Here is a 23,575-nt window from a genome sequence, read left to right on the forward strand (position 1 = left end):
CCCGGAGGGGATGCCGCTACCGCAACGGCCGCCGCCGTGCAGAGACTGCTACCCCCACCGCGGGCGCCGTACCCGACTGTCTCGCCCCCTGATCAGCACCGGCCCCCACCGGCACTGTTCACAGGGTAGGGCCGCGGGCGTACAGCGGAAGGCAAATTGCAGGATTGGTTCGGCCACCGCGTTTATGGTGTGCCGCATGTTTCGTCTTGAGACAGAAGTCGACAGGACTCGCCGCGATCTTCTCCGTTCGCGGCTTCTCGCCACCAACACCGAGGCCTCCCCGGTCCTGCGCGCACTGCGCGGCACACCCGCGGAACGCGAGTCGGCGCTGCACGTCTGGGCCTCGGACCCCGGCGGCGATCTGGCCGGCGGCCTGGTGGGCCACACCTGGACGACCTGGCTGCACGTCACCTACCTCTGGGTCGACGCCCGGCACCGGGGCACGGGCCTGGGCAGCGCCCTCCTCGCCGAGGCGGAGCGCATCGCCCGCGAGCAGCGCGGCTGCGACCGCGTACGCCTGGAGACCTGGGACTTCCAGGCCCCGGAGTTCTACAGACGCCAGGGCTACGAGGTGGTGTGCACGATCGAGGACTACCCCCCGGGCCTGACGGAGTTCACCCTGACGAAGAGACTCGGGTAACTCAGCCCGTCCGGCGTTTGAGGACGAGGCCCTTTCGGGGCCGAAAGGGGGGTCTGGGGGCGGCAGCCCCCAGGGTCGGGAACGGGAAGGGGCGGCGGGGGCGAGATCCACTCGGCCACCCCCACCGCCCCGACGAGAAACCTCAGTTCAGCCGACGCGCCCCCGCCGCGGGCACCGCCTCGAACACCCGCGGAGCCTTGTACCCCGCGGCCGCGAACGCCTCTTCGACGGCCTTGGTGAGCGTCTCGACATCGGTGGCCTCGGCCAGCACGATCGCCGACCCCCCGAAACCCCCGCCGGTCATCCGCGCCCCGAGCGCCCCGTTGGCGAGGGCGGTGTCGACGACGAGATCCAGCTCGGGGCAGGAGACCCGGAAGTCGTCCCGGAGCGAGGCGTGCCCCGCCGTCAGGACCGGCCCGACCGCGCGGGTGTCGCCGCCCGACTCCAGGAGGGCGACGACCTGCTCCACACGCTGGTCCTCCGTCACCACATGACGGACCAGGCGGCGGACCTCCTCCTCGTCGCCGAGCCGGGCGAGGGCCGCGTCCAGGTCGTCGTACGCGATGTCGCGCAGCGCGTCGACGCCGAGGAGGGCGGCGCCCTTCTCGCAGCCGGCCCGCCGCCTGCCGTACTCACCACCGCTGTGGGCGTGCGTGACCTGCGTGTCGACGACCAGCAGGCGCAGGCCCTCGGCGGCCAGGTCGAGGGGGATCTGCTTCTGCGAGAGGTCGCGGGTGTCGAGGAACAGCGCGTGGCCGGCCTCGCAGCACGCGGACGCCGTCTGGTCCATGATGCCGGTGGGCGCGCCGACGTAGACGTTCTCGGCGCGCTGGCACAGGCGGGCGAGCTGCCAGCCCTGGAGCCCGAGGTCGTAGAGGTCGTTCAGCGCCAGGGCCACGACGACCTCGATGGCCGCGGACGACGACAGGCCCGCGCCCGACGGGACTGTCGAGGACAGGTGGATGTCGGCGCCGGTCACCGCATGGCCGGCCTCGCGCAGGGCCCACACGACTCCGGCCGGGTACGCCGTCCAGGCGTCGTCGGACTCGGGCGTCAGCTCGTCGAGCCGCAGCTCGGCGACGCCGCTGTCGAGGTCGGCCGAGTGCAGCCGCAGCACGCCGTCCGTACGCCGGGCGACCGCCGCGACCGCGATGTGCGGCAGCGCGAAGGGCATCACGAAGCCGTCGTTGTAGTCGGTGTGCTCACCGATGAGGTTGACCCGGCCGGGCGCCGCCCAGACGCCCTCGGGCTCGGTCCCGTACAGCCGGACGAAACCCTCGCGAACTTCCTGTGCCCCCACTACGACTCCCTTGCGCTGCTTGCGATGTGCTGCGCGAACTCCCACGCGTCCGCGACGATACCCGCGAGGTCCGCGCGGGACGGGTTCCAGCCCAACTGCTCACGGGCGGTGGCCGCCGAGGCGACCAGGACGGCCGGGTCGCCTCCGCGACGAGGGGCCACGACCTCGGGGATCGGGTGGCCGGTGACCTCGCGGACCGTCTCGATGACCTCGCGCACGGAGAAGCCGTTGCCGTTGCCGAGGTTGCAGATGAGGTGCTCGCCGGGCTTGGCGGCGGCGACGGCGAGGAGGTGGGCCTCGGCGAGGTCGGCGACGTGGATGTAGTCGCGGACGCAGGTGCCGTCGGGGGTCGGGTAGTCGTCGCCGAAGACGGAGATGGCCTCGCGGCGGCCCTGCGCGACCTGGAGGACGAGCGGGATGAGGTGCGACTCGGGGTCGTGGCGCTCACCCTGCTCGCCGTACGCGCCGGCCACGTTGAAGTACCGCAGGGAGACGGCGCCGAGCCCGTGGGCGGCGGCCTCGCCGCTGATCATGTGGTCGACGGCGAGCTTGGAGGCGCCGTAGGGGTTCGTGGGCTGCGTCGGCGCGCTCTCCACGATCGGGACCTGCTGCGGCTCGCCGTACGTCGCCGCCGTGGACGAGAAGACCAGCTTGCGCACGCCGGCCTCGCGCATGGCGCCGAGCAGGGCCATGGTGCCGCCGACGTTGTTGTCCCAGTACTTCTCGGGCTTGACGACGGACTCGCCGACCTGCGAGAACGCGGCGAAGTGGAGCACGGCGTCGAAGGAGGCGTCGAGCCACTTGGCGGCGTCGCGGATGTCGCCCTCGATGAACGAGGCACCCGCCGGGACACCCTCGCGGAAACCGGTGGAGAGGTTGTCGAGGACGACGACCTCGTGGCCGGCCTCCAGCAGGTGCTGGGCGACCACGCTGCCGACGTAGCCCGCGCCACCCGTGACCAGATACTTGCCGCTCGTGCCGGTGGTGCCGCTCATGAACTCGCTACCTCTCGCAGTCGCTGGGCCGCGAACTCCGGCGGCACGTCGTTGATGAAGACGTTCATGCCTGATTCGGAGCCCGCGAGGAACTTCAGCTTGCCGGAAGTGCGTCGAATGGTGAAAAGCTCGAGATGGAGCGCGAAGTCGTCCCGGTTGACACCCTCGAACTCCTCCAGCGCGCCGAACGGCGCCTGGTGCCAGGCGGAGATGTACGGCGTGGGCGGTTCACCTTCGCCGAAGATCCGGTCGAAGCGCCTCAAGAGTTCCAGATACACCTTGGGGAACTCTGTGCGCGCCTCCTCGTCGAGGCCCAGCAGGTCCGGCACCCGGCGCTTCGGGTAGAGGTGCACCTCGTAGGGCCAGTGCGCCGCGTACGGCACGAACGCGACCCAGTGTTCACCCTCCAGGACGACCCGCTCGTCGGCGAGTTCGCGCTCCAGGACGGCGTCGAAGAGGTTCTCCCCGCCGGTCGCCTCCTTGTGCGCGGCGACCGAACGCAGCATCAGGGCAGTGCGCGGAGTGGTGAACGGGTAGGCGTAGATCTGCCCGTGCGGGTGACCCAGAGTCACACCGATCTCGGCGCCGCGGTTCTCGAAGCAGAACACCTGTTCCACGGAGGGCAGATGAGACAGCTCGGACGTCCGGTCCGTCCATGCCTCGAGGACCAGTCGTGCCTGCTCCTCGGTGAGGTCGGCGAAGGACGCGTTGTGGTCGGAGGTGAAGCAGACCACCTCGCAGCGCCCGGAGTCGCCGGCCAGCGAGGGGAAACGGTTCTCGAAGACGACGGCGTCGTACGACGAGTCCGGGATCTCGCTGAGCCGGTCGCCCTGGGAGGGGCAGAGCGGGCACTCGTCGGCCGGGGGGTGGTAGGTGCGCCCCTGCCGGTGCGAGGCCACGGCGATGGAATCGCCGAGCAGGGGGTCCCGCCGTACCTCCGAAGTGGTGACCGTGGGGTCCAGCGGACGCCTGTCCACCGCGTCGCGCACCGAGTCGTCCCGCTGGTCGTAGTAGATCAGCTCACGACCGTCGGCCAAGCGGGTCGAGGTCTTCTTCACCGCGACTCTCCATCCGTACCTCTGGGTCCGCAGACCTAGATCCGTACACCTAGCGAAGCTTCCAACAGAACCAAACACATAAAACCATAAACCCCCACGCGAGTCACCACCACAACCAAACAAAGAACACCAAACGAAGTGAGCAGGGCATGCGAACCCCCACAGACCCGGCCTACACGGCAGTACAGCTGGCGGCAGAGCTGCGACTGCCGACGAACTGGCTCGACTACACGATCCTCGGCATCTACTTCGTCGTGGTCCTGGGCATCGGCTTCGCCGCTCGCAGATCGGTGAAGACCAGCCTCGACTTCTTCCTCTCCGGACGCTCCCTGCCCGCCTGGATCACGGGCCTCGCGTTCGTCTCGGCCAACCTGGCCGCCACCGAGATCCTGGGCATGGCCGCGAACAGCGCACAGTACGGCGCGTACACCGTCCACTGGTACTGGATCGGCGCCATCCCGGCGATGGTGTTCCTGGGCCTGGTGATGATGCCGTTCTACTACGGCAGCAAGGTCCGCTCCGTCCCCGAGTTCCTGCTGCTGCGCTTCGACCGAGGCGCCCACCTGCTGAGCTCGGCCCTGTTCGCCTTCGCGGCGATCCTGATCTCCGGCGTGAACCTGTACGCCCTCGCGATCGTCGTCGAGGCGCTGCTGGGCTGGCCGCAGTGGGTGGCGATCGTGGTCGCCGGCGCCTTCGTACTGGCCTACATCACGCTCGGCGGCCTCTCCTCGGCGATCTACAACGAGGTCCTCCAGTTCTTCGTGATCCTGGCCGCGCTCATCCCGCTGTCGGTGCTGGGCCTGAAGAAGGTGGGCGGCTGGGACGGTCTGACGGACTCCCTGACACAGGCCCACGGGGACGACTTCGTCACCGCCTGGGGCGGCACGGGCATCGGCAGCGACAACCCGCTCGGCGCGAACTGGCTGACCATCGTGCTGGGCCTCGGCTTCGTCCTGTCCTTCGGCTACTGGACGACGAACTTCGCCGAGGTGCAGCGCGCCCTGTCGGCGAAGAACCTGTCGGCGGCCCAGCGCACCCCGCTCATCGCCGCGTTCCCGAAGATCTTCATCGTCTTCCTGGTGATGATCCCGGGCCTGGTGGCGGCGGTCCTGGTCCCGAAGATCGGCACGTCCGACTCCGATCTCCAGTACAACGACGCGATCCCGTACCTCATGCAGGAACTGCTGCCGAACGGCGTACTGGGCATCGCGGTGACGGGTCTGCTGGCGGCGTTCATGGCGGGCATGGCGGCGAACGTCTCGTCCTTCAACACGGTGTTCACGACCGACATCTGGGCGAAGTACGTGGTGCGCGGGCGCGAGGACGCGTACTACGTCCGGTTCGGCCGCCTCATCACGGCCATCGGTGTGGCCGCGTCGGTGGGCACGGCGTTCCTGGCGTCGTCGTTCTCGAACATCATGAGCTACCTCCAGACGCTGTTCAGCTTCTTCAACGTGCCGATGTTCGTCGTCTTCATCGTCGGCATGTTCTGGAAGCGGGCGTCGAAGAAGTCGGGCTTCTGGGGCCTGCTCGCGGGCACGACGGCGGCGATGGTCAACTACTTCGTCCTCTACAAGCAGGACATCATCGGCATCCCCACCGACCAGGGCGCCAACTTCGTCTCCGCGATCGCGGGCTTCGTGGCGGGCGCGGTCGTGATGGTGGCGGTGTCGCTGTTCACGGCCCCGAAGACGGCCGAGGAGCTCCAGGGCCTGGTCTACGGCACCGTCTCCCCCGGCATGGCCGAGCCGCCGGCGGCGGGCGACGACGCGTGGTACCGGCGCCCGGCCCTGCTGGGCTGGAGCGCGATCATCCTGGCCGCCCTCTGCTACATCCCGTTCTCGTTCTGAGCCCGGTCGCGAATACCGCGGGAGACTGGAGAGACCATGTCCGAGCAATTCGAACCGTCCGAACGCGCCGAGGCTGCCGAGCGGCTGCGGCGGGCGGGGTACTCCGAGGCCGACCTCCAGCGGGAGGTGACGGAACTCGAGGAGAAGTCCACGACCGCGGCCCGCATCTTCGACCTGCGCCGCATCATCGGCGGCCTGTTCGTCGTCTACGGCGTGATCGTCACGATCGCCGGGATCACGGACGGCGACGCGGAGATCGACAAGGCCCAAGGGATCAATATCAACCTGTGGACCGGCCTGGCCATGCTGGCCCTGGGCATCTTCTTCCTGGCCTGGCTGAAGCTGCGTCCCGTGGCACCGGTCACCCCGACGCTGCCGCCGGAGGCGCTGGACGGGAAGCCCCGGGAGTCCCCGCGGGACGAGTAGCGGCGGAGGCGAGCAGCGGCGGCCGGAGGCGCGAGCGCAGGCGAAGGCGCAGGTCATGAAGCCGAGCCGGCTCCGGGATCCGAGGCATCGGATCCCGGAGCCGGCTCGCTTCGACTAGTCCTCGCGGTTGGCGACGTTCGCGTTGATGGCGTCGTCCCCGTTGTTGCAGATCTGCTGGGTCGCGTCCTGGTTGGACGAGAAGCCGAGCAGCGGGAGGTTCAGGTTCGGGATGTTGATGAGACCGAACGAGATGTTCTCCACCTGGTTGGAGCACTCCCTGGAGTCCCCGTCCGAGCCGTAGACGGCGGCGGAGGCGAATCCGGCGCCGGCCATGCCGAGGCTCCCGATCATGGCGGCCACGAGAGCGGTGTTGCGGAGCTTGCGCATTGCATACCCTTTTCCGTCTGGATGGCGTGCCTCGCTACAGAGCGAGACGTTACGGTTACGCACCGTATGTCGTGATTATCCGCTTTGCATCACAGACTGAGCCTTATGCCACCGCCAGCTCACACCACACGAGCTTGCCCCGGTGGCCCATCCGGGTCAGCGGCTGCCAGTGCCAGAGGTCCGAGCAGGCCCGGACGAGGGCCATCCCGCGGCCGTTCTCAGCGTCGGCGAGCCCCTCCAGCCGTCCCGGGGGCTCGGGCGGTTCGGGGTCCGCGTCCCAGGCGCCGATCTGGAGGACGCCGTCCCGGAAGCGGAGGCGCAGGCAGGCGGGGCCCTTGGTGTGCAGTACGGCGTTGGAGACCAGCTCCGAGGCGAGCAGCTCCGCGGTGTCCACGAGGTGGATCAGGCCGTGCAGGGTGAGGATCAGGCGCAGGGTGCGGCGGCAGACCGTCACGGCGCGTGGGTCGCAGGGGATGTAGAGGGAGTACTCCCAGGGATCGGACATGCGTCGACTCCGAGTGGCGTGAGGGGATTTACGCGCGGTGGCATTGCCGCAGCCGTCGCGGCCGGACGGAGCGGTGCACTTCCGCAGCGCGTGCGGTGCGTCACTGACGGTAAGGCAATAATTTTCGCCTCCGCAACCCACTGCCGTAATCTGACACTCGAACGAGGCACAACAACAAGGACGTTGGGGAACACATGGCGGCGAGGGCCCAACCCACCGCGCGACAGGCACGCCTGGGTACGGAACTGCGCAGACTGCGGGAGGCCGCAGGACTCAAGGCCCGCGAGGCGGCAGCGTTCCTGAACTCGACCTCGGCCCAGATGAGTCAGGTGGAGGCGGGCATCGCGGCCGTCAGCGCGGAGCGCATCCGCCGCCTCGCCGACTACTACGCCTGCACGGACGAGGCATTCATCGACGCACTCGCAGCCATGGCGGGCGACCGCTCACGCGGTTGGTGGGACGAGTACCGCGAGGTCCTGCCCCAGGTGAACCTGGACGTGGCCGAGGCCGAGCATCATGCGGCTTTCCTGCGCGAGATCGTCATCAACCGCGTCCCCGGACTCCTCCAGACCCCGGACTACGCCCGAGCGGTCTTCAGGTACATGCGCCCGGAACTGACCGAGAGCGAACTTGCGCCCCGGGTCGAGTACCGAACGAGGAGGCGCTGCGTCATCGAAGGCGAAGCGAGCACCCCGTACGAGACGATCGTCCATGAGTTCGCCCTGCGCATCAGAGTGGCGGACCGTCAGGTCTGCCACTCTCAACTCCGTTGGATTCTGGACCAGATCGAGCAGGGTCACGTCACCGTGCGGGTCATCCCCACCGATCAGGACGGCTTCGCCGGTGCCGGAGCCTCGATGGTGTACGCGGGCGGCCCGCTGCCCCGGCTGGACACAGGTCTACGGGACGCCCCGACCGGAGTCGTGTTCATTGATGAGGAAACGCAGTTGGAACGGCTCCGAACACTCCTTCGTAGAGTGGAGGACGCGTCGCTGGACCCGGTGGCGTCGCGGGACTTCATTCACCGCCTGACGAAGGAGCTGTGAGGCACCTCATGAACCACACCCTGAGCTGGCAGAAGTCGACGTTCTCCGACGGCGGCGAAGGAGACACCTGCGTCGAACTCGCCGCCTCCCCCGCCCCCATGACCCTCCACCTCCGCGAGAGCGACACCCCGGACACGGCCCTCAGGACCACGCCCGTCGCCCTCGCTCACCTCCTGGCAGGGATACGCACCGGCTCCCTGACCTCCTCCCCAGCGTGAAGTCAGCCCAAATCACTGCCAGAAGATCTCTTCCGCGACGACCTGAGGATCCTGGACACGCGGGATGAACGTGTACCGCAGCCAGCCGGGCTGTGACCAGTTCGGATGTGCTCCTTTGTACTCCTTTGGCGCGCCGTGCCTACGACGATAGCCCGCGACTGCGGAGGAAACGCGAGCAGCTCCTCGAAGCCGGCACCGACAAGAAGGCACTCCCACTCGACCACAGCTTCTTCGGGATCGAAGTTGCCGAAGGAAAGCGACTCGAACAGGCGTCCCGGCCCAGTCCGAAGCGCCGAAGCCGCTGACGTGTCCTCCGGCGCCAAGAAGAATTTGACGATGATGCTCACCAGACCACCCTGCGCCTCCGCGGGACCCGGACCTCACACCTCAGCGGACGACGTCGAAGACGTTCTTCTGAAGGCCGTTGGCGTAGGCCTCGTGCTCGACGAGCTTCAGCTTCTGGGTGTCCTTGTCCGCGGCGCTGAAGAGCCGCTTGCCCGCACCGAGCAGGAGCGGGAAGACGAGCAGGTGGTAGCGGTCGATCAGGCCGGCGTCCGAGAGGGCCTGGTTCAGGGTGGCGCTGCCGTGAACGATGATCGGGCCGCCCTCGGTCTCCTTCAGCGCGGTGACGTCGTCGAGTGAGCGCAGGATCGTCGTCTCGCCCCAGTTCGACACCAGGTCGTGCTCGGTGAGGGTGGTGGAGACGACGTACTTCGGCATCACCTTGTAGTCGGCGAAGTCCTCCATGTCGGGCCACACGGGGCTGAACGCCTCGTAGCTGGTCCGGCCCAGCAGCATCGCGGTGGCTTCGGTCTGCTCCCGGCCCTTGATCTCGAAGGCTTCGGGGAGGAACTCGATGTCCTTGAAGGTCCATCCGGCGTTCCGGTAGCCGGGCTCACCGCCCGGAGCCTCCACGACGCCGTCGAGCGAGATGAAAGCGGTGCTGATCAGGGTGCGCATCTGGGGTTCCTCAGGGTATTGGGGCCGGTTCGGTCATGAGCTCTGACCCCGGATCGCGGAGAAACTCATCGCCGCCCGTCAGTGATCGGTGCCGCACCCGGCGATGTCGCCGCTGCGGGCCGCCGCCACCAGGGCGATGACCAGGGTCGCCGACCAGGTGAGGAGGTGGATCGACGGCGGGTAGCTCGCGAGGGTGTAGCCGTCCCCGGTCAGGGCGGCGACGGAGAGTGCCGCGACCGGCAGGCCGGCCGTGAGTGCCGCCAGCAGGGCGCGCAGCGGGGCGCGAGCGAGCAGGCGGCGGGGCGCGAGCGCCAGGGCGAGGCCGGTGGCCGTGCCCAGGGTGACGCCCACCGCCATGCTGGCCAACACGGCGAAGGCGCCCGCGGATGTCAGCGCCCGAGCGGTGCCGTCGTGACCGCCGGTCAGGAAGACGAAAGCCGCGACCAGGCACAGGGCACCGGCGATGCCCGCGGGCCACGCGCCGATCAGCGCACCGAGGCGCATGCCCCGCCAGACCACCGTTCGTGCTCTCATGCGTTCCGCCCCCGTCGCGCTCGCCCACCCCTGGCAAACATACGCACCGGCGGGGTCAGCCGCGGAGTATTACCAGTTGGGCGTCCAGGACCGTGGTCGGGATCGACGGGGTGCCGCTGAGGCAGGCGATCGTGTTGCCCGAGCGGAGGATCACGGCCTTGGCCGGGGTCTTCTTGCCGGCCCGTTCCACCGTCGCCCTCAGGCCCATCGGCTGGTCCGTGCCCTCGGGGGCCAGTTCCGGAGCGACCTTGCCGACCTTGCGCTCGTCGTCGTCGACCGTTGCCGTGAAGCCGGCCGCGCACTCGTCTGCCGAGGTGAACCCCGCGGTACGGGGCCGGAGTTCGTCAGAACTCCGGCCCCGTACCCGTTTGCGTGTCCCGGGACATGTGCGGCAGCGCGCCCGCGCGGTCCAGCAGACCCGTGCGGGCCGCGAGTGCCGCCGCTTCCAGACGGGAGCCGACGCCCAGTTTCATCAGGACCCGCTGGACGTGCGTGCGCGCCGTGGACGGGGCGATGCCCATGCCGGCGGCGATCAGGCGGGTGTCCTCGCCGTCCGCGACCCGGACCAGGACCTCCACCTCGCGGGGCGTGAGCATCTGGAGCAGCCGCTGGCCCTCGTCGTCCGGCTGGGCCGCCGGGTTCAGGAGTTCGCTGAACGCGCCTTGCAGCAGCTGCGGAGCCACCGCCGCCTCACCCGCCCGCGCCTTCATGATGGCCCGCTCCACGCCCTCTATGCGCTCGTCGTGGCGTACGTAGCCGGAGGCGCCCGCGGCGAAGGCCGCCGCGATGCCGCGGGGGCTCGGTACCGGGCCGAGGACCAGGACCGCCACCTGTGGCCGCTCCCGCTTGATGCGGACCACCGGGTCGAAGATGCCCGGCTCGGCCGGGACCGCCGTGCCCAGCAGGCACACCTCCGGGGCGCGGGTGATCACCAGTTCCGCCGCGCCCGCGGCCGGTGCCGCCGCGGCGAGCACCCGGTGCCCCCGCAGTTTGAGCGCCGAGGCCAGCGCCTCGGCGAGCAGTCGGTGGTCGTCGACCACCATCAGCCGCACTCCCATCGAGCAACCCCCCAGTCCCCCCATGGATGCCCACACGGGCTCACACGGACCCACACGGACCAACAAAGGGTGCCCCCCGGCACCCCGTTCTTCATGCCCCCGGAAGCTACACGCTTGTTCGACGTTGCGCTCCCCCTACCGGTGAGAAGTGCCCGGATCGCCGAAATTCCTCACATTCGAGGGTCATGGGCGGTAAGTGCACGGCCCCGCCCCTGAGCAGGGACGGGGCCGTCACGGCGATTAAGACGATCAGCTGCCCGCGCCGTACGCGACCGCGAGGTACTGCGGGTCACCGCTGGAGAGCGAGCCGTCGTCGGCGTACACCTCGGACATGAACAGGCGTCCCTGGGAGAAGAGGACCTCGGAGTACTCCGGGGACATGCTGGTCTCCAGGTCGTGCACCGCGTCCGTGGCCGGGTTCTCCAGCAGCGTGGTCTCCTTGAAGGAGCCCCCGGCGATGCTGACGACCTGGCCACCCTTGTCGTACGGCGGCCGCTTGTAGGCGATCAGGTTGCTGCCGTCCATGCGCAGCGGGTAGATCGTGTAGCCGTCGCCGGCGTCCGCGCGCTGGCCGGTCTGCTTGCCGGTGGCCAGGTCGAAGGCGATGACCTCGTTGGTCCGGCTGTAGTCGCCGGTGCCGTCGTGCTCCTCGGTCGGGACGTAGATCCGGCCGTTGCCGACGGCCAGACCCGTGCAGGCCTCGACCTTGGTGATGCCGTCGCAGTCGGCCGCGTAGTCGTCGCCCGGGACCGAGATACGGGTGAGCAGCTTGCCGGTCTTGTTGTCGATGGAGAAGAAGTCCGAGATGCCGCTGCCGTCACCGGCGCTGTCGCCGACGTCGGCGGCCACCACCAGGGGGTCGCTGGACACGATGGACGCGTAGTCGATGCCCGTGGCCAGCTTGTACTCGGAGATCACCTTCCCGGACACCGGGTCGATGGTCTGGATGTGCAGCTCGGGGTTGTCGTACGCGCCGCACTTGCGCACGGCCACCAGCTTCGGGCCGCCGCCGTAGCCGGCGTCGTAGCAGGTGTCGGCCGGCTTCGGCGACCACAGCACCTTGCCGGAGCCGATGTCGAAGGCGGCGCCGCCGTTGGTGCTGCCGAGGGCGACCGTGTTCGCGCTGACCGTGACGTTATTGAAACTGATCGGGTAGTCACCGGAGTTGACGGTCTTCTTCCACAGCTGCTTGCCCGCGGCGAGGTCGATCGCCGCGACCTGGTCGCAGGCGGCCGTATCGGCGGCGCTCGCCTGGAAGGTGACCGCCGTGCGGTAGTCGTCGGTGGCGAACTTGCTGGCCTCGCACACCGGGCCGGGCAGCGGGACCGACCAGAGCTTGGTGCCCTTGTCCAGGTCGTAGCCGGCGACCTCGTTGACGCCCGTCTTCACGTACGCCTTGTCGGTCAGCCAGGAGCCCTTGACGCCGACGCTGTCGTCCTTCTTGATCACGGGCATCGGGATCTTGAAGAGCACGTCCGAGGCGGGGTCGGCCGGCACCTTCTCCTTGCCGCCGGAGGACGTGCCGCCGGTGCCTCCCGTGCCACCGGTGTCGCCACCGCCGCCGGTCGGACCGGCGGGGCCCGCCTCTTCCTTCTTCCCACCGTCGCCGGACTTCGCGTACCAGACGCCGCCGCCGACTATCAGCGCGATCGCGACGACCGCCCCGACGATGATCGCCACCTGCGCGTTGAACTTCTTGCCGACGCCGGCGCCCGGTCCCTGTCCGGGGCCGCCGGCCTGCGGGTGCATGGGCATGGTGGGCTGCCCCGGGTAGCCGTAACCCGGCTGAGCGGCCGGATACCCCGGCTGACCCGGCTGACCCGGGTAGCCGTAACCGGGCTGCTGGCCGTACGGGGGCGTCGGCTGGCCGTAGGGGCCCGGCTGCTGGGGCTGGCCGTAGGCGGAGGGCGCGGGCGTGCCCGGCTGGGCCGGGTAGCCGTAACCGGCGGCGGCGGCCGGGGGCGCCGGCTGTCCCGGGGCCTGCGGGTAGCCGTACCCCGGCTGGGGCTGCTGCGGGGGCCCGGACGGGGCCGGGGGCGGAGGCGTCTGCGGAGGCTGCGGAGCCTGGGGGTGCTGAGCCGCCTGGGCCGGAGCCTGGGGCACCTGGCCCGGCTGGGGTGCCTGCGGGTAGCCGTAGCCCGGCTCCGGGGTCTTCGCCAGGTCGGGGGCGGGAGGCTGCGGCGCGGCGTCCTGCGGGGCCGCGTCCTTGGGCACGGCGTCCTGCGGCGGCGTGTCCTGCGGCGGCTGCGGCGGGCCGAAACCGCCCTGCTGCGGCGGCTGCGGGGGCTGGTTCGGCGGCGGGGGCGGCGGCTGGGTCATGGTGTGGATACCTCGGGAGAACGCTCGGAAAGCTCGGGCGGACGGGCGGGGACGTCGACGGGGCGGGGAAGGCGGTGGGTCGCCTCACTTGCCGTAGGCGAGCATCAGCTTCTCCTTCGTGTCGTCGTTGCCCGTCAGCCGGGTGGAGGAGAGGTAGAGGCGCCCGTCGACCCAGGCGAGGTCACGCGAGTAGAAGCCGTCCTCGATCTCGGCCGTGCTCTCGGGCAGCTGCATCAGCGTCGTCGGCGTGTGGGCGGACCCGGCCGTCGGGATGCCCACCACCCGGCCGGCCGCGTCGTACGACGGCTCGACGTAGGCGACGAGGTTGCCGCCCTCGACCTTCACCGGGAGCATCGACTCGTCGGTCGGGGACTTCACGCGCCACTTCTCCTTGCCGGTGGAGAGGTCGATCGCCACGATCTCGTTGGGACCGCTGCTCGACTCGGTCGGCAGGTAGAGCGTGTTCGCGTCGGCGGCGGTGCCCGTGCAGCCCGTGAGGTTGCGCTGGAGGAAGCCGGAGTCGCAGTCGGGCGCGAAGTCCTCGTCGAAGCCGACCTGCGAGCGGTAGGAGCCGTCCGGCTTGAACGTCGCGATGTTCCAGGTGTTCTTGTCCTCGTTGGTGCTGTAGACCACCAGCGGGTCGACGGAGTACGTCTTCGCGACCGACCAGCCCTTGTCGAACTTCTGGGTCCACCTGGCCTTGCCGGTCGCCGGGTCCAGCTCCTGGATCTCGTCGTGCTCGTTGGCCTCGGTCGCGTCGCAGGACGCCACCGCGATCAGCCGGGTGCCGCCCGCGAACGCCGTCGGGAAGCAGGCGTCGCCGTACTTCTGCTTGTCGTACAGCTTCTTGCCGGTGCGGACGTCGTACGCCGTGCCGGACTGCGAGCGGCCCACCATCAGCGTGTTGCCGGCCAGCGACAGCTCGATGCTGATGGCGCTGTCGAACAGCGCGCCGTCCGCGACCACACCCGTCCAGCCCTTGGCTCCGGTGTTGAGGTCGATCTGCTGGAGCTGGTTGCACTTGGCGCGGTCGCTGGTGCCGCTCATGTACGCCACGACGACCTTGTCGTCCGCCGTCTTCTGCGGGGTGACCGCGCAGATCTTCTGCGGAAGGGCGATGGTGTCCCAGGTGGGCTTGCCGTCGCCGATGTTGTACGCGACGACCTCCTTGTACGCCGCCTTCACGGCCGTCTTGGAGGTGATCCACATGCCCGGGGCGTCGGCGCCGGAGGCGGGCGCGTCGGGCGCCTCCTTGTACCAGAGCACCTTCGCCTCGCCGGCCTTGCGGTCCGCGTTGAAGTCCTCGGTGTCCTCGCCGCCGTCGCCGCTGCCGTCACCGGGGTTGACCGGTGCGCCGCTCGACGTGGCCTTGCCGTCGTCGCTGGGTCCGGCGACCGGCTTCTTTCCGCCCTCGTCGTCGCCGTTCGTGACCGCGAACACCGTCCCGCCGATCACCAGCAGCGCCGCCACCGCGGCCCCGACCACCAGCGCGGGCCGCCCCTTGAAGGGGTTGCGCCCGCCCGGCGGCGTACCGGGAGCGCCGGGCGCGCCGGGGAACTGGGGCGGCTGCGGATAGCCGTAACCGGGCTGCTGACCGTAGGGCCCGCTCGGCTGGGCGTAGGGCCCCGGCTGGGCATAGGGGCCGGACTGTCCGGGCTGGCCGGGCTGGCCGTAGGGGCCCGGCTGCTGGGGCTGACCGTAGGGACCGGGCTGCGGCGGCTGACCGTACGGGCCGGGCTGCGGCGGCTGTTGCTGCGGATAGCCGTAACCGGGCTGCGGCGGCTGGGCGGGCGGGCCCTGGGGCGGCTGCGGCGGCATCTGGGGTGCGCCGAAGCCACCCTGTGGCGGCTGCGGCGCCTGTGGCTGTTGCGGCTGGTCCTGCGGTGCTCCGAAACCACCCTGCTGCGGCGGCTGATTGGGCGGCTGAGCCATCAGCGTGTTCCCCCTATGTCACTGGTTTTTAGCCACGCCCCCAGGTCAGTGACCCGCCCGGAGCCGTCCTCAGAAAGTTCTCAGACGGCTCTTTCTATCACCCGTGACGGACGGCTCCCGGGGGCGATCCACCCCTGTTCCCAAGGGAGGACCGGCCCGTGATGCCGTCGTTATGCGCCTTCACGCACCCTTCACGCGTCCTCGGCGAGTTCCAGCCACCGCAGTTCCAGTTCCTCGCGCTCGCCCACCAATTCCCGCAGCTCGGCGTCGAGTTCGGCGACCTTCCCGAAGTCGGTGGCGTTGTCCGCGATCCGGGCGTGCAGCTTGGACTCCTTCTCGGAGACCTTGTCCAACTGCCGCTCGATCTTCTGGAGTTCCTTCTTGGCGGCGCGCTGGTCGGCGGCGCTCTTCTCGGTCGCGGGCTTCGCGACGGCCGCCGGAGCCGAGGCGGCCGCGGTCTCCTCCATGCGCTGCCGGCGCTCGATGTACTCGTCGATGCCGCGCGGGAGCATCCGCAGGGCGGCGTCGCCGAGGAGGGCGAAGACCCGGTCCGTGGTCCGCTCGACGAAGAAGCGGTCGTGGGAGATGACGATCATCGAGCCCGGCCAGCCGTCGAGGAGGTCCTCGAGCTGGGTGAGGGTCTCGATGTCGAGGTCGTTGGTGGGCTCGTCGAGGAAGAGGACGTTGGGCTCGTCCATGAGGAGGCGCAGGATCTGGAGGCGGCGGCGCTCACCGCCCGACAGGTCCCCGACCGGCGTCCACTGCTTGTCCTTGTTGAAGCCGAACGTCTCGCACAGCTGCCCCGCGGTCAGTTCGCGCCCCTTGCCCAGGTCGACGCGCTCACGCACCTGCTGGACGGCCTCCAGGACCCGCAGACCGGGGTCGAGCTCGCCGACCTCCTGGGAGAGATAGGCGAGCTTGACGGTCTTGCCGACGACGACACGGCCGGCCACCGGCTGCACCTCGCCGCCGGTGCGGGCGGCCTCGGCCAGGGCCCGCAGCAGCGAGGTCTTGCCGGCGCCGTTGACGCCGACCAGGCCGATGCGGTCACCGGGACCGAGGTGCCAGGTGATGTGCTTGAGCAGCACCTTGGGACCGGCCTGGACGGTGACGTCCTCGAGGTCGAAGACCGTCCTGCCGAGGCGTGAGGACGCGAACTTCATCAGCTCGCTGCTGTCGCGGGGCGGCGGCACGTCCTTGATGAGCTCGTTGGCCGCCTCGACGCGGAACCGCGGCTTGGACGTCCGCGCGGGCGCGCCGCGGCGCAGCCAGGCGAGCTCCTTGCGGACCAGGTTCTGCCGCTTGACCTCCTCGGTCGCGGCGATGCGCTCACGCTCCGCGCGCGCGAAGACGTAGTCGGAGTAGCCGCCCTCGTACTCGTGGACGTCGCCGCGCTGCACGTCCCACATGCGGGTGCAGACCTGGTCGAGGAACCAGCGGTCGTGGGTGACGCAGACGAGCGCGGAGCGGCGCTCGCGCAGATGCCGGGCCAGCCAGGAGATGCCCTCGACGTCGAGGTGGTTGGTCGGCTCGTCCAGGACGATCAGGTCCTGCTCCTCGATCAGCAGCTTGGCGAGCGCGATCCGACGGCGCTCACCGCCGGAGAGCGGACCGATGACGGTGTCCAGGCCCTGCGGGAACCCGGGCAGGTCGAGCCCGCCGAAGAGCCCGGTGAGCACGTCCCTGACCTTGGCGTTGCCGGCCCACTCGTGGTCGGCCATGTCCCGGATGACCTCGTGCCGGACGGTCGCGGCCGAGTCGAGCGAGTCGTGCTGGGTGAGTACGCCCAGGCGTACCCCGCCGGAGTGCGTGACCCGGCCGGAGTCCGTCTCCTCCAGCTTGGCGAGCATGCGGATCAGCGTGGTCTTCCCGTCGCCGTTGCGGCCGACGACGCCGATCCGGTCCCCTTCGGACACGCCGAGCGAGATGCCGTCGAGGAGGGTACGGGTTCCGTACACCTTGCTGACGTTCTCGACATTGACCAGATTGACGGCCATTTCTCTCCTGCCACGGGGGATGCTCGACCCTCCAGGGTAGTCGGCGCGACCGACACCCTCGGGTGCCCGGCTTCTTTCGCGGTCATGAGGGCGTCAGCGGCTTCCGGCAGAGCGCGCGATCGTCGTGCGCGCCGTCCACGAACGGCGCGTGCGCGAGCTGCTCACGCCCCCGGCTGTCGGCGTACGGACGCTGCCTCCGGCCGCGCGACGAACGGTTGCGCGCGCCGGGCGGACACCGCCTCGCGCACGCCGGAGCGGACCGGGGCGCGGGCCGGGGCGCGGGGCACGGACCGGGGCGCGGACCGGACACAGGCGCGGACACAAGCGCGGGCGCGCCAGGCCGCCGGACGGGATCGTCTCCCCGGCTCGGAAAGGTCCTACTCGGAAGGATCCGACTCGGAAAGCTCCGGCTCGGAGGCCCTCGGTCCGGAGACACTCGGTCCGGAAAGCCTCGGCTCGGAGACCTCCGGGTGGTTCTCCTCGTAGCGCCATATCGCCCGCACAAGGCCGGAATCCGGCCAGCCGTCGGCGTCGAGGGGCCGCAGCCCGCGCTCGGCGGCCACACAGCGCGGGTCATCGCGCTGCGCGAGCCCGTAGGCGGCGTGCACCCGGGTGTCCCGCAGCTCGTCGTCGAGGAGTCCGGCGAGCACGTCGGTGACGCCGGGCGCCTCCGCGGGGCAGTGCGCCAGCCAGTGGACCGCGCGCTCGCGCACCCTGGGGTCGGCATCGCGCGCCAGCGCGTACAGGACGTCGAGCTTCTCGCGCTGCACGCGCGCGCATGCGGCTTCCGGTCTCAGGGTGTCGGGCACCTCCAGGCGTACGCGCGGGTCGGGATGACCGGCGTACGACAGACCGACGGGCTCGATGATCTCCCCGTTCCCGTCCGAGTCGCCCTCCTCGCTCAGCCCGGACAGCACCAGGGCGAGCACCTCGGGGTCCGGTTCCTCCAGGGCCCAGGGCAGGAACACCGCGGGCGCGGGTTTGTCGACCTCGGCCGACGGCCGCGCGAACAGGCTGCCGAACCCGATGACGAGGCACCGCAGCACATCCGCGGCGAAGAGGCGGCGCAGCCGGTCGGGATGCGCGCTCAGCGCCTGGGCGGCGGCCCAGGTCTCCTCGTCCCGCCGGCCGGCGAGGAGGACGACGGAATCGGACCAGACGTTGTGCTCCCGGTCCGGGCGGGTGAGCGCCCGCGCGAGCAGCTCGTCGAACGACGTACGGATCCGGAAGCGCTCCTCCAGCATGGTGAGGACGCCCAGGTGACCGTCCCACACGGTCTGCCCGCCGAGCGAGTGGCGCTCGTGCTCGGAGGACCAGGATTCGACCCGCACCGTGCCCCGCTCGACCGGCCCGGCCAGTCCGGTCCTGCGCCGCAGCTCGGTCTCGATGTCCGCCTCGGCCCAGTACCGCGCGCGTGCCAGCAGGTCGGCCCGCGCGTCGGCGTCGAGGCGGACGAGTTCGGGCAGCAGCCGGGCGGCCATCCAGGAGCAGCCGCCGTCCACCGCCCGGGTCAGCGCGCTGTCGCCGCCGGGCAGCCCGGGATCCCCTCCCGGGGCCCCGTCCGGCGAACGCAACGCGTCGGCGCCGGCCCTGATCAGCTCCTCGGCGACCGGTTCGTCGTAGGCCGCCACGGCCACGCAGAGCAGGGGAACGCCGTCGGCCGGGTCGCGGGCGTTCGGATCCTCCCCGCCGTCCAGCAGTTCATGAACGGCTTCGACGTCCCCCCGCCGAACGGCCGCGACCAGTTCCGCCGACCCCATGCGCATGCCTCCCCCACCCCGGCCTCCTGGTGGAACCGGCCGAGGGAGCCTAGAGGGCGCCGGTCGCCCGGGGCAGCCGAATTAAACGGGCGGGGCAGTCGAACCACAGCCTGGACAGGCGCCCTACGACCGGGGCAGCCGTGTCACGGCCGGTCCCCGACCACCGTCGCGCCCGGTGCCGGTCCCGCCGCCACCCGCACGCTCCGGCAGGTGCCCGACGTGCGCAGCGCCTCCGCGATCTTCGCCGCGGCGGCGGTGTCCCGGGCGAGGAAGGCGGTGGTCGGGCCCGAGCCCGAGACGAGGGTGGCGAGGGCACCGGCCGCGTGGCCCGCGGCGAGGGTGTCGGCGAGTTCGGGGAAGAGCGACAGCGCGGCCGGCTGGAGGTCGTTGGAGACGGTGGCCGCGAGAGCGTCGGGGTCACCCTCGGCCAGGGCGTCGAGGAGGTGCCGGGAGGCCACCGGTTCGGGGATGTCCCGGCCCTGCGCCAGCCGGTCGAACTCCCGGAACACCGACGGTGTCGACAGCCCCCGTTCGGCCATCGCGAACACCCAGTGGAACGTGCCGCCGACCTCCAGCGCCGTCAGCTTCTCGCCGCGCCCGGTGCCGAGGGCCGCCCCGCCGACCAGGCTGAACGGCACATCGCTGCCCAACTCGGCGCAGATCTCGAGGAGTTCGTCACGGGTGGCGCCGGTGCCCCACAGCGCGTCGCAGGCCAGCAGCGCGCCCGCGCCGTCCGCGCTGCCGCCCGCCATGCCCCCGGCGACGGGGATGTCCTTGGCGATGTGGAGGTGCACGTCGGGCGTACGGCCGTACCGCTCGGCCAGCGCGATCGCGGCCCGTGCCGCCAGGTTCGTACGGTCCAGGGGGACCTGGCCGGCGTCCGGGCCCTCGCAGGTGACGCGGAGTCCGTCGGCCGGGGTCACCGTGACCTCGTCGTACAGACCGACCGCGAGGAAGACGTTCGCCAGGTCGTGGAAGCCGTCCGCGCGGGCGGCGCCCACCGCGAGCTGCACGTTGACCTTGGCGGGCACCCGCACGGTGACGCTCACTCGGAGTCCTTCTGCTGCGGGGATTCGAGGGACGCCGGGGACTCGAGGGACGCCGGGGACTCGACGGACGCCGGCGGTTCGGCGGGCGTCTCCCGGTCCGGCGCGGCCTCGGCGATGCGGGCGAACTCCTCGACCGTGAGGGCCTCGCCGCGCGCCTGCGGCGAGACGCCGGCCGCCACGAGGGCCTCCTCCGCACGGGCCGCGGACCCCGCCCATCCGGCGAGCGCGGCCCGCAGGGTCTTGCGGCGCTGGGCGAACGCCGCGTCGACGACGGCGAAGACCTCGCGCCGCGACGCCGTGGTCTTGATCGGCTCGGTCCGCCGCACCAGCGACACCAGCCCGCTGTCCACGTTCGGCGCGGGCCAGAAGACCTTGCGCCCGATGGCGCCGGCCCGCTTGACCTCGGCGTACCAGTTGGCCTTGACCGACGGCACGCCGTACACCTTCGAGCCGGGCCCGGCGGCGAGCCGGTCGGCGACCTCCGACTGGACCATGACGAGGGTGCGCTCGATGCTCGGGAAGGTCTCCAGCATGTGCAGCAGCACGGGCACGGCCACGTTGTACGGCAGGTTCGCGACCAGCGCGGTCGGGGCGGGGCCGGGCAGTTCGGTCACCCGCATCGCGTCGGAGTGCACCAGCGCGAACCGCTCGGCGCGCTCCGGCATGCGCGCCGCGATCGTCGCGGGCAGCGCGCCGGCCAGGACGTCGTCGATCTCGACGGCCGTGACCCGGTCGGCGGTCTCCAGCAGCGCCAGGGTGAGGGAGCCGAGCCCCGGGCCGACCTCGACGACCACGTCGTCGGGCCGGACCTCCGCGGTACGGACGATACGGCGGACCGTGTTCGCGTCGATCACGAAGTTCTGGCCGCGCTGCTTGGTGGGCCGCACGCCGAGGACCGCCGCCAGCTCACGGATGTCGGCGGGGCCCAGGAGGGCGTCGGGGGCGGGGCTGGTACTCACGGGACAAGGGTACGGGGGCGCACGGACACCGTCCGCCGCCGCACCTCTCACCCGTGCAGCCGCGTCCCGCAGTGCGGCCAGGGACTCGCCCCGCGTCGCACGTACAGCTTCTTCGCGCGGAGCGTCTGTTCCGCCGCCGGGGCGTCCTGGGGCCGTCCGCTGCCGCCGAGGCTGTGCCAGGTGCGGGTGTCGAACTGGTACAGCCCGCCGTACGTGCCCGAGGGGTCGACCGCGTTCGGCCGGCCGCCCGACTCGCAGACCGCGAGGCCGTGCCAGTCCAGGCCGTCGGCGCCCCGCACGGAGGCCGGCAGCGGCTTCGTCCCGACCTTGACCACCTGATCGCGCGGTTCGCGCACGATCTCGTCGCGGATCCGCCGCGGTGTCTGCCGTACGCCGTTGACGGTGCGCAGGGAGTACGTGATCCGGCGCAGGCCGGGCTGTCCGGCCCGCTCCACCACCTCCGTGCCCTTGAACAGCGAGGAGTCGTCGGTGCGGTGCACACCGAACGGGATCGCCTCCTCCCGCACCTCCTTGGTGCCGGTGATCCGCAGCACGGTGACCGTCTGCCCGTCGCGCGGGAAGCTGCCGGACGCGACGGACGTGGTGTCCTGGCCGCGCAGGGTGATCCCGGCCGCCGCCACCGCCTCGCCCACGGTCGCCGCGTTGGTGCGGATGGTGCGGGCCCGGCCGTCGGCCATGACCGTGACCGAGCGCTCGGTGCGTACGTCCAGCGCGAGCCCCGCGCGTCCGATCGGCTGGGAGCGCGGGACGGACATGTACGCGCCCTCCGAGCGCACCCCGAGCTGCTGGAGCGCCTCCTGCACGGTGTGCGCCGTCGTCCACACCTCGTGCCGGTGTCCGTCCAGGGTGAGCCGGACGGGCCGCCCGTAGTGCACCGCGATCTCGTCGCCGCTGGTGAGGGCGGTGCCGGGGGCGGGCGCCACCACGTCGTGCGCGCCCACCCGCACGCCTTCCTCCGCGAGGAGCTCGGTCACGTCGTCGGCGAAGGTGTGCAGCGTGCGCGGCTTGCCGTCGACGGTCAGCTCGACCGCCTTGTCCTCGGCGACGAAGGCGGTGGTGCCGCCGGCCAGGAAGGCGACGACGAGTGCCTGCGGGACCAGCCGGCGGATCGTGGACTCCGGACGCTCGGCGGAGCGCGTCCTGCGCCGCCGCGCGGCCCGCCCCGCGTCCTGCCGCGGCAGCTGGGGCAGCACCGGTCCGGAGAGATGCACCGTCTCGGCGTACGGGGCGGTCCCGGTGAGCTGGACCGTCTCGGCGTACGGGGCGGTCCCCGTGAGCTGGACCGTCTCGGCGTACGGAGCGGTCTCGGTGAGCTGGACCGGCTCGGGGAGCTGGAGGGTCTCGGGAGGCTGGGGCGGTGCTTCGTACGTCTCGTACGCGGGCCGGTACGTGTCGTCGTACGTCCCGGGCGCCGCGTACACGCCGTACGCGATCGTCTCGGCGTTGTGCAGGTCGACGTACGACCCGCCGCCGCCGTACGGCTCGTACTCGGAGTACTGCGAGTTGCTCACGCCGACACTCCAGGGGAGGGGTCCGGATCGGGCCCCCAGAACCTAGCGGAGCGACGGTCACTCTCCAAAGTGGCGCGGCTACCGAGAGTTGTGTTCGACGGGTGTCGGGCGCGCTCAGTAGGCGAACGCGCGTGCGGTGTTGGCGGCGAGCGCGGTGGCCAGGGTGTCCTCGTCGATGTCCCGCACGGCGGCCATGGCACGCACCGTGACCGGGATCAGATACGGGGCGTTGGGCCGTCCGCGGTAGGGCGCCGGGGTCAGGAAGGGGGCATCGGTCTCCACCAGGAGCAGCTCCAGCGGGGCCACGGCGACGGCGTCCCGGAGGTTCTGGGCGTTCTTGAAGGTGACGTTGCCGGCGAAGGACATGAAGTATCCGGCGCGGGCGCAGATCTCGGCCATCTCGGCGTCGCCGGAGTAGCAGTGGAAGACGGTGCGCTCGGGGGCGCCCTCCTCCTTCAGGACGCGCAGGACGTCGGCGTGGGCGTCGCGGTCGTGGATGACCAGCGCCTTGCCGTGCCGCTTGGCCATCTCGATGTGGGCGCGGAAGGAGTTCTCCTGTGCTTCCTTGCCCTCGGGGCCGGTGCGGAAGTAGTCGAGTCCCGTCTCGCCGACGCCCTTGACGTGCGCAAGCGCGGCCAGGCGGTCGATCTCGGCGAGCGCCTCGTCGAGCGCCTGCGCGCCGCCCGGGGTCCGCGCGCCCTGGCGGGACCAGCCGTCGGGGTCGCCGTGCACGATGCGCGGCGCCTCGTTCGGGTGCAGGGCGACCGTCGCGTGGACACCGGCGTGGGCCGCCGCCGTCTCGGCCGCCCACCGGGAGCCCCGTACGTCGCAGCCGACCTGGACGACCGTCGTCACACCGACCGACGCGGCTTTCGCGAGGGCCTCCTCCACCGTGCCCGACTGCATGTCGAGGTGGGTGTGGGAGTCGGCGACCGGCACCCCGAGGGGGGCCGGAAGCGGCGGCGCGGCGCTCTTGTCGGCGTTCTTGTCGGCGTTCGAAGGCATGCCCCGATCCTACGGAAGGGGCACGCCCTCCTCGGCCGGCGGCGA

At 71.1% G+C, this 23,575-nt stretch carries 22 protein-coding genes; 5 read left to right on the top strand and 17 right to left on the bottom strand.

Annotated features, from left to right (window positions below; genetic code table 11):
- Positions 1 to 184 precede the first annotated feature (184 nt).
- The gene (locus tag G9272_RS19325) at positions 185 to 640 is read left to right on the top strand and encodes a GNAT family N-acetyltransferase (protein WP_171397745.1); all 456 of its coding nucleotides are present in this window, start codon (positions 185 to 187) and stop codon (positions 638 to 640) included.
- A 142-nt stretch (positions 641 to 782) separates the two neighbouring features.
- On the opposite strand, the gene galK is transcribed toward G9272_RS19325, so the two are convergent.
- The 3 genes from galK to galT are packed head-to-tail and all read right to left on the bottom strand — an operon-like array spanning position 783 to position 3,993.
- Complete coding sequence (gene galK / locus G9272_RS19330) at positions 783 to 1,940, bottom strand: galactokinase (protein ID WP_171397746.1); 1,158 nt, start codon at positions 1,938 to 1,940, stop codon at positions 783 to 785.
- The gene (galE, locus tag G9272_RS19335; protein WP_171397747.1) at positions 1,940 to 2,935 is read right to left on the bottom strand and encodes a UDP-glucose 4-epimerase GalE; all 996 of its coding nucleotides are present in this window, start codon (positions 2,933 to 2,935) and stop codon (positions 1,940 to 1,942) included. The genes galK and galE overlap by 1 nt, the downstream gene beginning before the upstream one ends.
- Entirely contained in the window at positions 2,932 to 3,993 is a 1,062-nt protein-coding gene (gene galT, locus G9272_RS19340; protein WP_171397748.1) for a galactose-1-phosphate uridylyltransferase, read from the bottom strand. The genes galE and galT overlap by 4 nt, the downstream gene beginning before the upstream one ends.
- Positions 3,994 to 4,142: 149 nt before the next feature.
- Here galT and G9272_RS19345 point away from each other — a divergent pair, with 149 nt between their 5' ends.
- Entirely contained in the window at positions 4,143 to 5,843 is a 1,701-nt protein-coding gene (locus G9272_RS19345; protein ID WP_171397749.1) for a sodium:solute symporter family protein, read from the top strand.
- Between the two features lie 36 nt (positions 5,844 to 5,879).
- Positions 5,880 to 6,269, top strand: coding sequence for a hypothetical protein (locus tag G9272_RS19350; protein ID WP_171397750.1), 390 nt, complete (start codon positions 5,880 to 5,882; stop codon positions 6,267 to 6,269).
- Between the two features lie 114 nt (positions 6,270 to 6,383).
- On the opposite strand, the gene G9272_RS19355 is transcribed toward G9272_RS19350, so the two are convergent.
- Both G9272_RS19355 and G9272_RS19360 read right to left on the bottom strand, forming a co-directional pair.
- Entirely contained in the window at positions 6,384 to 6,656 is a 273-nt protein-coding gene (locus G9272_RS19355) for a hypothetical protein (protein WP_171397751.1), read from the bottom strand.
- Positions 6,657 to 6,759: 103 nt separating this feature from the next.
- Positions 6,760 to 7,161, bottom strand: coding sequence for an ATP-binding protein (locus G9272_RS19360; RefSeq protein WP_171397752.1), 402 nt, complete (start codon positions 7,159 to 7,161; stop codon positions 6,760 to 6,762).
- A 194-nt stretch (positions 7,162 to 7,355) separates the two neighbouring features.
- On the opposite strand from G9272_RS19360, the gene G9272_RS19365 reads away from it, so the two are divergent.
- Together G9272_RS19365 and G9272_RS19370 are read left to right on the top strand one after the other, a co-directional pair.
- On the top strand, positions 7,356 to 8,207 hold the full coding sequence (locus G9272_RS19365) for a helix-turn-helix domain-containing protein (RefSeq protein ID WP_171397753.1): 852 nt from the start codon (positions 7,356 to 7,358) through the stop codon (positions 8,205 to 8,207).
- 8 nt (positions 8,208 to 8,215) lie between these two features.
- A complete protein-coding gene (locus G9272_RS19370) occupies positions 8,216 to 8,425 on the top strand; it encodes a DUF397 domain-containing protein (RefSeq protein WP_171397754.1) in 210 nt (69 codons plus the stop codon).
- 387 nt (positions 8,426 to 8,812) lie between these two features.
- Here G9272_RS19370 and G9272_RS19375 read toward each other — a convergent pair whose 3' ends face one another.
- The 12 genes from G9272_RS19375 to G9272_RS19430 all read right to left on the bottom strand — a co-directional run bounded on the left by G9272_RS19375 (position 8,813) and on the right by G9272_RS19430 (position 23,530).
- The gene (locus G9272_RS19375) at positions 8,813 to 9,385 is read right to left on the bottom strand and encodes a dihydrofolate reductase family protein (RefSeq protein ID WP_171397755.1); all 573 of its coding nucleotides are present in this window, start codon (positions 9,383 to 9,385) and stop codon (positions 8,813 to 8,815) included.
- A gap of 78 nt (positions 9,386 to 9,463) precedes the next feature.
- The gene (locus G9272_RS19380) at positions 9,464 to 9,919 is read right to left on the bottom strand and encodes a hypothetical protein (RefSeq protein WP_171397756.1); all 456 of its coding nucleotides are present in this window, start codon (positions 9,917 to 9,919) and stop codon (positions 9,464 to 9,466) included.
- Between the two features lie 55 nt (positions 9,920 to 9,974).
- Positions 9,975 to 10,127 (bottom strand): hypothetical protein, encoded by a 153-nt coding sequence (locus G9272_RS19385; RefSeq protein ID WP_171397757.1) that lies wholly within the window; start codon positions 10,125 to 10,127, stop codon positions 9,975 to 9,977.
- Positions 10,128 to 10,263: 136 nt separating this feature from the next.
- Complete coding sequence (locus G9272_RS19390; RefSeq protein WP_171397758.1) at positions 10,264 to 10,977, bottom strand: helix-turn-helix transcriptional regulator; 714 nt, start codon at positions 10,975 to 10,977, stop codon at positions 10,264 to 10,266.
- A gap of 249 nt (positions 10,978 to 11,226) precedes the next feature.
- A complete protein-coding gene (locus G9272_RS19395) occupies positions 11,227 to 13,296 on the bottom strand; it encodes an outer membrane protein assembly factor BamB family protein (RefSeq protein WP_171397759.1) in 2,070 nt (689 codons plus the stop codon).
- Positions 13,297 to 13,380: 84 nt separating this feature from the next.
- Complete coding sequence (locus tag G9272_RS19400) at positions 13,381 to 15,228, bottom strand: outer membrane protein assembly factor BamB family protein (RefSeq protein WP_171397760.1); 1,848 nt, start codon at positions 15,226 to 15,228, stop codon at positions 13,381 to 13,383.
- 191 nt (positions 15,229 to 15,419) lie between these two features.
- A complete protein-coding gene (locus G9272_RS19405; protein ID WP_171397761.1) occupies positions 15,420 to 17,225 on the bottom strand; it encodes an ABC-F family ATP-binding cassette domain-containing protein in 1,806 nt (601 codons plus the stop codon).
- Positions 17,226 to 17,602: 377 nt separating this feature from the next.
- The gene (locus G9272_RS19410) at positions 17,603 to 18,985 is read right to left on the bottom strand and encodes a HEAT repeat domain-containing protein (protein ID WP_171397762.1); all 1,383 of its coding nucleotides are present in this window, start codon (positions 18,983 to 18,985) and stop codon (positions 17,603 to 17,605) included.
- A gap of 143 nt (positions 18,986 to 19,128) precedes the next feature.
- Positions 19,129 to 20,034, bottom strand: a complete 906-nt coding sequence (locus tag G9272_RS19415; RefSeq protein WP_171397763.1) for a 4-(cytidine 5'-diphospho)-2-C-methyl-D-erythritol kinase — start codon at positions 20,032 to 20,034, stop codon at positions 19,129 to 19,131.
- Positions 20,031 to 20,993 (bottom strand): 16S rRNA (adenine(1518)-N(6)/adenine(1519)-N(6))-dimethyltransferase RsmA, encoded by a 963-nt coding sequence (gene rsmA / locus G9272_RS19420; protein WP_171397764.1) that lies wholly within the window; start codon positions 20,991 to 20,993, stop codon positions 20,031 to 20,033. The genes G9272_RS19415 and rsmA overlap by 4 nt, the downstream gene beginning before the upstream one ends.
- Positions 20,994 to 21,040: 47 nt before the next feature.
- Complete coding sequence (locus G9272_RS19425; RefSeq protein ID WP_301272138.1) at positions 21,041 to 22,525, bottom strand: resuscitation-promoting factor; 1,485 nt, start codon at positions 22,523 to 22,525, stop codon at positions 21,041 to 21,043.
- A 114-nt stretch (positions 22,526 to 22,639) separates the two neighbouring features.
- Positions 22,640 to 23,530 carry a TatD family hydrolase gene (locus tag G9272_RS19430; RefSeq protein WP_171397765.1) on the bottom strand — a complete coding sequence of 297 codons (891 nt, stop codon included), beginning with the start codon at positions 23,528 to 23,530 and terminating at the stop codon, positions 22,640 to 22,642.
- Positions 23,531 to 23,575: the final 45 nt, after the last annotated feature.

This window comes from Streptomyces asoensis (genome assembly GCF_013085465.1).
Taxonomy (GTDB): domain Bacteria; phylum Actinomycetota; class Actinomycetes; order Streptomycetales; family Streptomycetaceae; genus Streptomyces; species Streptomyces cacaoi_A.

Excerpts from the sequence above, each read along its gene's own strand:
- G9272_RS19325 (WP_171397745.1), top strand. The coding sequence starts at position 185 with ATGGTGTGCCGCATGTTTCGTCTTGAGACAGAAGTCGACAGGACTCGC.
- galE (WP_171397747.1), bottom strand. The coding sequence starts at position 2,935 with ATGAGCGGCACCACCGGCACGAGCGGCAAGTATCTGGTCACGGGTGGC.
- G9272_RS19345 (WP_171397749.1), top strand. The coding sequence starts at position 4,143 with ATGCGAACCCCCACAGACCCGGCCTACACGGCAGTACAGCTGGCGGCA.
- G9272_RS19350 (WP_171397750.1), top strand. The coding sequence starts at position 5,880 with ATGTCCGAGCAATTCGAACCGTCCGAACGCGCCGAGGCTGCCGAGCGG.
- G9272_RS19355 (WP_171397751.1), bottom strand. The coding sequence starts at position 6,656 with ATGCGCAAGCTCCGCAACACCGCTCTCGTGGCCGCCATGATCGGGAGC.
- G9272_RS19360 (WP_171397752.1), bottom strand. The coding sequence starts at position 7,161 with ATGTCCGATCCCTGGGAGTACTCCCTCTACATCCCCTGCGACCCACGC.
- G9272_RS19365 (WP_171397753.1), top strand. The coding sequence starts at position 7,356 with ATGGCGGCGAGGGCCCAACCCACCGCGCGACAGGCACGCCTGGGTACG.
- G9272_RS19370 (WP_171397754.1), top strand. The coding sequence starts at position 8,216 with ATGAACCACACCCTGAGCTGGCAGAAGTCGACGTTCTCCGACGGCGGC.
- G9272_RS19375 (WP_171397755.1), bottom strand. The coding sequence starts at position 9,385 with ATGCGCACCCTGATCAGCACCGCTTTCATCTCGCTCGACGGCGTCGTG.
- G9272_RS19380 (WP_171397756.1), bottom strand. The coding sequence starts at position 9,919 with ATGAGAGCACGAACGGTGGTCTGGCGGGGCATGCGCCTCGGTGCGCTG.
- G9272_RS19385 (WP_171397757.1), bottom strand. The coding sequence starts at position 10,127 with ATGGGCCTGAGGGCGACGGTGGAACGGGCCGGCAAGAAGACCCCGGCC.
- G9272_RS19390 (WP_171397758.1), bottom strand. The coding sequence starts at position 10,977 with ATGGGAGTGCGGCTGATGGTGGTCGACGACCACCGACTGCTCGCCGAG.
- G9272_RS19395 (WP_171397759.1), bottom strand. The coding sequence starts at position 13,296 with ATGACCCAGCCGCCGCCCCCGCCGCCGAACCAGCCCCCGCAGCCGCCG.
- G9272_RS19400 (WP_171397760.1), bottom strand. The coding sequence starts at position 15,228 with ATGGCTCAGCCGCCCAATCAGCCGCCGCAGCAGGGTGGTTTCGGAGCA.
- G9272_RS19405 (WP_171397761.1), bottom strand. The coding sequence starts at position 17,225 with ATGGCCGTCAATCTGGTCAATGTCGAGAACGTCAGCAAGGTGTACGGA.
- G9272_RS19410 (WP_171397762.1), bottom strand. The coding sequence starts at position 18,985 with ATGGGGTCGGCGGAACTGGTCGCGGCCGTTCGGCGGGGGGACGTCGAA.
- G9272_RS19430 (WP_171397765.1), bottom strand. The coding sequence starts at position 23,530 with ATGCCTTCGAACGCCGACAAGAACGCCGACAAGAGCGCCGCGCCGCCG.